We start from the raw sequence: 740 nt of genomic DNA, 5'->3' as shown, positions 1-740 counted from the left end.
GCGAGCAGCCCCAGCCCCCACACCGCTGGGGCAGCCACGGCATCCCGGCGTCATGCAGCAAGAACCAGGCGGGGTTGTCCCGAGAAGGTGATGCGTGCAGTCCGCGGGCCGGGATCGCCGGGTGGCGGCTCCCGGCTCGGCGTCAGCCCCGGTCCGGCAGGGCAGACGACGCAACCACACGTGCGGTACAAGCCTTCGCGAGCAATCCGGTCGCCGGTGATGCACCCGAGTAGTGTTCCCCCGGGTTACACGGCCTCACGCATCACAATCACGCCGCGCGCGTATCCCAACGCCGACAACTGGAATCGATCACGGTAGCAACCCGCTGGCCCAGATGCAGACGCTCGTTCACCCGGGGCGTACCCGTCGGGTCCACGGATTTGGGTGCGATCCAACCCACCCGACCCCGATGCGGGGAATCCTTACCCAACATCACCGTCTTCCACCCGTTGTCACTGTCATTCACCAGGGCGTGGTGGTGATCGCAGACCAGGGCGAGATTGGTCAGGTCGGTGGGACCGCTCTTGGCCCAATCGATCACATGATGCGCCGCGCACCGATCCGGCGGAACATCACACCCCGGGTGGGTGCAGCCCTTGTCGCGGGCGATCAACGCCAGCCGCTGACCCGGGCTGGCGAGGCGTCGCCCGTGGGCCAGATAGATCGGGATCCCGTCGCGGTCGAGGACCGCCAGCACCGGGCGGGTCCCGGCGGCCATCTGCAACGCCGAACCGATCGAG

Annotated in this window: 1 protein-coding gene; it reads right to left on the bottom strand. The window is 68.1% G+C overall.

Annotated features, from left to right (window positions below; genetic code table 11):
* Positions 1-268 precede the first annotated feature (268 nt).
* A partial coding sequence (locus NS2_RS35690; RefSeq protein ID WP_186817632.1) for an HNH endonuclease signature motif containing protein occupies positions 269-740 on the bottom strand: 472 nt, incomplete at its 5' end.

Origin of the sequence: Nocardia seriolae NBRC 15557 (genome assembly GCF_007990715.1) — a bacterium.
GTDB classification, from domain to species: domain Bacteria; phylum Actinomycetota; class Actinomycetes; order Mycobacteriales; family Mycobacteriaceae; genus Nocardia; species Nocardia seriolae.
The sequence above is the reverse complement of the archived record's forward strand: the minus strand, read 5'-3'. Positions and strand labels throughout refer to the sequence as shown.